Origin of the sequence: Streptomyces jeddahensis, assembly GCF_001642995.1 — a bacterium.
Lineage (GTDB): Bacteria > Actinomycetota > Actinomycetes > Streptomycetales > Streptomycetaceae > Streptomyces > Streptomyces jeddahensis.
Genome location: NZ_LOHS01000115.1, coordinates 51,521 through 58,582, shown reverse-complemented (window position 1 = coordinate 58,582; position 7,062 = coordinate 51,521). Strand labels below are relative to the sequence as shown.

The window sequence follows — 7,062 nt, the reverse complement described above, 5'->3', positions numbered from 1 at the left end:
GCCACGACGGCGGGCCGGGGGCCCTAGCCGTCGCGCCGGCCGTTGCGCCGGCCGCGCGCATCCAGCCCTTCGGCTGTGTTCGACGCCCTCGAGATCTCCAGAGGCCCTGCGGAGCACACCCGCACCCACTCAGCGAGCGCACCCCCTCAGCGCCCTCCGGGATCCCGCCTCCACGGCGCTTCGGTCTTCTCCGCCGGCGGCTTCACATCCGGCTTCGCATCCGGATTCACATCTGGCTTCGCCTGCGTCTTCGCGTCCGGCATCGCCTGCCCGTTCGCCTGCGATTGCGCATGCTGCTTCACATCCGGCTTCGCATGCGACTTCGTGTGCGGCTTCGCATGCGACTTCGCGTGGGTCTTCGCATGTGCCCGCAGCCGTGACGTCACGTCGTCCGGCGGCAGGAAGTTCGACCACCGCTCCGGGAACTCGGACGGCATGTCCGGACCGTCGGCGTCGTCCTCGTGGGCGTGCCGGGCCTGTGCACGGGCCACGTACTGCGCGGCCTGCTCCTCCCGCATCCGCTCGTTGGCGGCACGTGCCGCCGCCGTCGCCACCGACGGCCACACCCGGTCGATGGCCGCGTTGACCGCGGCCCCCACCAGCACCGCGAACGCGGAGACACCGATCCACAGCAGCACGGCGACGGGCGCCGCCAGCGAGGAGTAGATGGTGGTGGGCCCCTCCACCGTGTTCGTCAGATAGATGCGTAGCAGGAAGCTGCCGAGTACCCACATGCCGAGCGCCACCAGCGCCCCCGGTGTGTCCTCCACCCAGGGGGAGCGCACCGGTACGGACACGTGGTACAGCGTCGTGAGGAAGACGATCGACAGGACGATCACGACCGGCCAGTACAGGATCTGCACGACCGACGTGGACAGCGGCAGGAGCTTCAGCACCGCGTCCGGCCCCGCCACCATCAGCGGCAGCGCCACCGAGCCGATCAGCAACGCGATTATGAACAGCAGGAACGCCAGCAGCCGCGTCTTGACGATGCCGCGCACCCCGTCCAGGCCGTACATCACGGTGATCGTGTCGATGAAGACGTTCACGGCGCGCGAGCCCGACCACAGCGCGAAGAGGAACCCGATCGAGATGATGTCCGGGCGTCCGCCGCGCATGACGTCCTCGAGGATGGGCCGGGCGATCTCGTTGACGCCCCGGTCGGACAGGACGGTGCGGGACGCCTCGAGCAGGTTCGTCTGCAGGCTGGCGATGGTGTCGGCGCCCGTCCAGTCGTCGACGTAGCCGAGCAGTCCGATCATGCTCAGCAGCAGCGGCGGTACGGACAGCAGCGTGAAGAACGCCGCTTCCGCCGCGAGACCGAGGACCCGGTACTCCATGCACGAGTCGACGGTGTCCTTGATCAGCAGCCAGGCCGTCCTGCGCTTGGACACGTTCCGGTACAGAGCGCGGGCAAGGTGGAGACGGCCGGACGGCCGTTCAGGTGTTTCTTTTGCCTGGTGCACCTCCTTACCGTATCGATATGGCAGCCACCACTCACACAGTGACCAACCAGCCTCCGCCCCTGGTCGGACATGACGTCTTCGCGGTCGACCGGGCCCTGACCGAGGCGGTCGAGCGGCACGTCGATCCGGAGCTGCTCGACGAGGTACGGGACGAGCTGTCAGGCCTCGGCCGGACCGCGGGCTCCGCGCAGGCCCAGGAGTGGGGAGTACAGGCCAACGACAACCCGCCGAAGCTGCGCACCCACGACCGGTACGGGAACCGCATCGACGAGGTCGAGTTCCACCCGTCCTGGCACCGGCTGCTCGCCAAGGGCGTCTCGGCGGGCCTGACCGCGGCCTGGACGCGGCCGGCCGGGCATGTGCGGCGCGCGGCCGGCTTCGTGGTGTGGTCGCAGGTCGAGGCCGGGCACGGCTGCCCGCTGTCGATGACGCACGCGGCCGTGCCCGCCCTGCGCGCGGAGCCGAAGCTGGCAGCCGAGTGGGAGCCGCGGCTGACCTCGCTCGTCTACGACGAGGGGCTGCGGCCCGCCGCGCAGAAGGCAGGCGTGCTCTTCGGCATGGGGATGACGGAGAAGCAGGGCGGCAGCGACGTACGGGCCAACACGACGGCCGCGCGGCCGCTGGCGGTGGACGGCGAGTATCTGCTGACCGGGCACAAGTGGTTCTGCTCCGCGCCCATGTCGGACGGCTTTCTGGTCCTGGCGCAGGCGCCCGAGGGCCTGACGTGCTTTCTCGTGCCGCGGGTACTGGAGGACGGGACGCGCAACCCGTTCGCGATCCAGCGGCTCAAGGACAAGCTGGGCAACCGCTCGAACGCGTCGAGCGAGGTCGAGTTCGACGGGACGTGGGCGCAGCGGGTCGGCGACGAGGGCCGCGGGGTGCGCACCATCATCGAGATGGTCGCGGCCACGCGCCTCGACTGCGTCCTGGGCGCGGCCGCGATCATGCGTCAGGCCGTCGCGCAGGCCGTGCACCACTGCACCTACCGCGAGGCCTTCGGCGGCACGCTGATCGACAAGCCGCTGATGCGCAACGTACTTGCCGATCTGGCACTGGAGTCGGAGGCGGCGACCACGCTCGGGATGCGGCTGGCCGCGGCGTACGACCGGGCGGACGGGAGCGCCGGCGAGCAGGAGAGGGCGTTCCTGCGGCTCGCGGTGCCGGTCGCCAAGTACTGGGTGACCAAGCGCTGCACACCGGTGGCCGCCGAGGCGCTGGAGTGCCTGGGCGGCAACGGGTACGTGGAGGAGTCGGGCATGCCCCGGCTGCTGCGCGAGTCGCCGCTGAACTCCATCTGGGAGGGCTCGGGGAACGTACAGGCCCTGGACGTCCTGCGGGCGCTGCAGCGCGAGCCGGGGGCGCTGAACGCGTTTCTGCAGGAGGTCGGCCGGGCCCGCGGCGAGGACCACCGCCTCGACGCCGCCATCAAGGACCTCCTGACCGAACTCGCCGACCTGGACGGCATCGAGGCCCGGGCGCGGCGGCTCGTGGAGCGCATGGCGCTGGTGCTGCAGGGCTCCCTGCTAGTGCGGTACGCGCCGCCCGCGGTCGCCGACGCGTTCTGCGCGTCACGCCTGGGCGGCGACTGGGGCGCGGCCTTCGGCACGCTGCCGCACACCCTGGACCTGGGCTCGGTGGTGGAGCGGGCGCGGCCGGTGGCGTGAGAAGGCGCCGTGGCATCGGGTTTCGGCCCGTGTGCGGGCCTGGCGCGCGCGTCCGCCCGTGCCGCGCGCGCCGGATCTGTGGGGGCTCCACCCGCAGCAGCGGCGTGCTCATGCCCGCAAGGTGATGCGTCACGGGGGTGGTGCTGCGCCGACACGGCACCACCCCCGCAGCCGTGGCTCCTTTCCCAGGAGCAGCCCCAAGCTTCCGACACCGGACGGCCGTTCGCCAGAGTTGCAGAAGGTTGCAACGTATCCGCGGACTGACGCCCTTTCAGGGGGTGTGAGAGGGGAGGATGTGTAGCGGGCTCACAGCCCGCTCCGTGCCCGGGAGTCGACGGCTTTGGGGAGGATCCGGTGACGACTCCGACGATCGACCTGGTCAGGATTGCCGCGATGGACGCGGCCCAGGCCGCGCGTCTGCTCAAGGGCGTGCGCGCTGCCACTCTCTCCGGGCAGCAGCCGCCGCTCGTTCCGCGTCCCGTGATCGGGGAGTCGTGGGACCGCATGCTGCACAGCGGTGTCGACCCCGACCACGACTTCCGTACGGGCCTGCTGTCCGTGGAGGAGATCGAGCAACGCCGCAGATCGTCGCCGGTCACGCAGGTCCTGCCGGTGCTGCGGGAAGGGCTCGTCTCGGTCGCGGACGCGGCGCAGCACATCATGGTCGTGACGGACGGCGAGGGCCGCGTCCTGTGGCGGGAGGGCAGCACGTCGGTCCTGCGGAAGGCCGACGGGTTCGGTTTCGAGATCGGCGCGGAGTGGACGGAGGACGTCGTCGGCACGAACGGGATCGGCACGCCGCTCATCACCCGCCGGCCCGTACAGGTCTTCTCGGCGGAGCACTTCGTCCGCACGCACCACTCCTGGACGTGCACCGGCGCACCGCTGACCGACCCGCGGGACGGCCGGCTGCTCGGGGTCATCGACATCAGCGGCCCGCTCGACACGATGCATCCGTCGACGCTGGCGCTGGTCACGTCGGTGACCCGGCTCGCCGAGGCGGAGCTGCGCCATCTGCACCTGTCGTCGCTCGACCGGCTCCGCTCGGTCGCCGCTCCGATGCTGGCCCGGATGACCGGACGCGCCCTCGCCGTCGACGTACACGGCTGGACGGCGGCCGTGACCGGGATGCCGCCGGTACGCAGGCTGGCGCTGCCGAGGACGTTCGGTGCCGGCAGTACGTGGCTTCCCTCGCTCGGCACGTGCACGGTGGAGCCGCTGCCGGGCGGCTGGCTGGTACGGGCCGTGGAGGGTCCCGATCCGGAGAGCGTCACCCGGGTCGTGCTGGACGTGAGCAACGCCCGCCGCTGGTCGGTCACGGTGTCGGGCGGCGCGGGCACGTGGTCGCACGAGCTGAGCCCGCGCCACGCCGAGCTGCTCTACCTCCTGGCCACGCGCCGGTCCGGGCGCAGCGCGGCCGGTCTCGCCGAGGACATGTTCGGCGACCGGGCCCGCACGGTGACGGTACGCGCCGAGGTGTCACGGGTCCGCCGCTACCTGGGCCCGCTGCTCGCCCACCGCCCGTACCGCTTCCGCGAGGACGTCGACGTACAGGTGATCACACCGGACCACCCGGCGCACCTGCTGCCGCACTCGGTGGCCCCGGCGGTGCGCCGCGCACGCGTCGGCGCACTGTGAGGGCCGCCTGGAGCGCGAGGCGTCCTGCTCATGACCGGGGCGCTTGAGGTGGGCGGCGCGGACGGCGGTACGGTCGTGGCGGATAGGGAGGCCGCGCGGGCGGCCGGAGTCGACTGACCGCTGCCTCCCGGTCGCGACGGCCCTTCGTGGAAACTGGTGATGATGGCGAACGCCCGCAAGAGCCGGAGGCCCACTCTGGCAGATGTCGCCCAGCGGGTCGGCGTGAGCGCCAAGACGGTCTCCCGGGTGCTCAACGAGGACGGCCCGGTCTCCGAGTCGACCCGAGTGAAGGTGCTGGCGGCGGTCGAGGAGCTGGGTTTCCAGCCGAACCTCATGGCCCGCAACATGCGGATGGGCACCCGGGACTCGACGGTCGGCCTCATCGTGCCCGAGGTGGGCAACCCGTTCTTCGGAGCGCTCGCGGGCGGTGTGGAGGGCGCCGTCCGCGGACACGGTCTGACGCTTCTGATGGCCGCGTCGGAGGAGGACGAGCAGCAGGAGCACACCCTCGTCACGGCCTTCCTGGCCCGCCGTATCAGCGGTCTGCTGGTGGTTCCGGCCGCCGGCAGCAACCACCGCTATCTGCGGCGCGAGCGCGACAGCGGTCTGCCGCTGGTGTTCGTCGACCGGCCGGCGACGGGCCTGTCCGCGGACGCGGTCGTGTCCGCCAACGAAGAGGGGGCACGCACGGGCGTGGCGCACCTCGCCGCCCACGGCCACCGGCGTATCGCCTTCATCGGCGACCGCCCTGCCACGCTGTACACCAGGAAGATGCGGCAGCGCGGCTACGAGTCCGCGCTGGAGGCGGCCGGCATCCCTTACGACCCGTCGCTCGTCGTCTCGGCCCACGATCCGTACACGGCGGGCGTCGCGGTACGCCGGCTGCTGGATTCCCCCACCCCTCCGACGGCGGTCTTCACGGCCAACAACGTGGCATCCCTCGGCGTCCTCCCGGCCCTCGCGGAGGCGGGCCGCCGGGACGTCGCCCTGGTCGGCTTCGACGATCTGCCGCTGGCAGGGGTCCTGCAGCCCGGCCTCACGGTGGTGGCCCAGGATCCGGCGGCCATCGGGCGGGCGGCAGCCGAGCAAGCGCTGGCGCGGCTGCGCGGCGAGCGGGGCGCGGCCAGGACCGTGACGGTGACGGTCCGCCTCGTCGAACGCGGTTCGGGTGAGCTGCCGCCGCCGAAGGCCCAGCCGTAAGGCCGAGGGCCCGCCCTAAGGCCGAAGGCCCAGCCGTAGCGCCTCGGCCGTCCCCGGGCCCGGGACCGTACCGGTGTCGGCCCGTGCCGCCTCATTCCGAGCCGCAAGGCAAGAGGCGCGTGTCGTGCGCCACGCTCCCCCAATCGGTCAACAGCGCCCCACGATGCCGCCGCGTCCACTTTGGAGCGAGGGGTGGCCACGTGGTTCCCTGGCGCGCATGAGCATCACTGTGACCACGTGGTCCCTTGAGCAGACCTCTCCGGCCGATCTGCGGCCCTCGGCCGCCCCGGAGGGCGACGTCCGGATCGTACGGGCCGAGGTGCCTTCGCCCGAGTTCAGCAGGTTCCTCTACACGGCGGTCGGCGGGGACATCCGCTGGACGGACCGGCTGGGCCTGACGTACGCCCAGTGGCAGGAGATCCTGAACCGGCCGGGGACGGAGACCTGGGTCGTGTACGAGAAGGGCACCCCGGCCGGATACGTGGAGCTGGAAGCCCAGGACGAGGGCGTCGTCGAGATCGTCTACTTCGGGCTGATCCCGGCGTTCCGCGGCCGTGGACTGGGCGGCCATCTGCTCAGCCACGGCGTCGCGCGCGCCTGGGACCTGGCCGAGCGGTGGCCGGGGCGCACGCCGACCAAGCGGGTGTGGCTGCACACCTGCAGCAAGGACGGCGAGCATGCGATGGACAACTACCTCCGGCGCGGGTTCACTCTGTTCGAGACCAAGGTCGAGGAGGAGCCGGAGGTACCGATGCCGGGCCCGTGGCCGGGGGCGCACGCCATCTGAGCCCGTCCCGCACGTCCCTCCCCGGCCTTCTCCGCCCTCTGGCGCCTCTGCAGCCCTCCGGCGCGCACGGCGGCGCGATGTGACCGGCGACACCCTTGTCTCGCTGACCGAGACAAGGGTGTCCACATTTTGGATGACGGTGGACTGTCCGGAGATCCCCGTGACACGCTTCCGTCATGTCTCGAGCTGGAATTGCCTTGGTGAGTCGGCGGCACGTCGACCTCGGCCGCATGTCCAGCGCGATCTGTCCGGCGGGCTGACAGTCCAGCAACGCCGCGATCTCCCCCTGCCTCACACATTCCTGCGC

The 7,062-nt window shown here is 71.7% G+C and carries 6 protein-coding genes; 5 read left to right on the top strand and 1 reads right to left on the bottom strand.

Features of this window, described 5'->3' with window-relative positions:
- Window positions 1-146 precede the first annotated feature (146 nt).
- Window positions 147-1,466 carry a YihY/virulence factor BrkB family protein gene (locus STSP_RS27485; protein ID WP_078067555.1) on the bottom strand — a complete coding sequence of 440 codons (1,320 nt, stop codon included), beginning with the start codon at window positions 1,464-1,466 and terminating at the stop codon, window positions 147-149.
- Window positions 1,467-1,483: 17 nt separating this feature from the next.
- Here STSP_RS27485 and STSP_RS27480 point away from each other — a divergent pair, with 17 nt between their 5' ends.
- From STSP_RS27480 to STSP_RS41030, 5 genes are all read left to right on the top strand, one after another.
- Entirely contained in the window at window positions 1,484-3,130 is a 1,647-nt protein-coding gene (locus STSP_RS27480) for an acyl-CoA dehydrogenase family protein (RefSeq protein WP_067283420.1), read from the top strand.
- A 393-nt stretch (window positions 3,131-3,523) separates the two neighbouring features.
- Complete coding sequence (locus STSP_RS27475) at window positions 3,524-4,768, top strand: GAF domain-containing protein (RefSeq protein ID WP_067283428.1); 1,245 nt, start codon at window positions 3,524-3,526, stop codon at window positions 4,766-4,768.
- Window positions 4,769-4,927: 159 nt separating this feature from the next.
- Window positions 4,928-5,968, top strand: a complete 1,041-nt coding sequence (locus STSP_RS27470; RefSeq protein ID WP_067283419.1) for a LacI family DNA-binding transcriptional regulator — start codon at window positions 4,928-4,930, stop codon at window positions 5,966-5,968.
- Window positions 5,969-6,185: 217 nt separating this feature from the next.
- Window positions 6,186-6,755, top strand: coding sequence for a GNAT family N-acetyltransferase (locus tag STSP_RS27465; RefSeq protein ID WP_067283417.1), 570 nt, complete (start codon window positions 6,186-6,188; stop codon window positions 6,753-6,755).
- Between the two features lie 176 nt (window positions 6,756-6,931).
- Entirely contained in the window at window positions 6,932-7,015 is an 84-nt protein-coding gene (locus STSP_RS41030; RefSeq protein ID WP_309471194.1) for a putative leader peptide, read from the top strand.
- The last annotated feature ends 47 nt before the right edge of the window (window positions 7,016-7,062 follow it).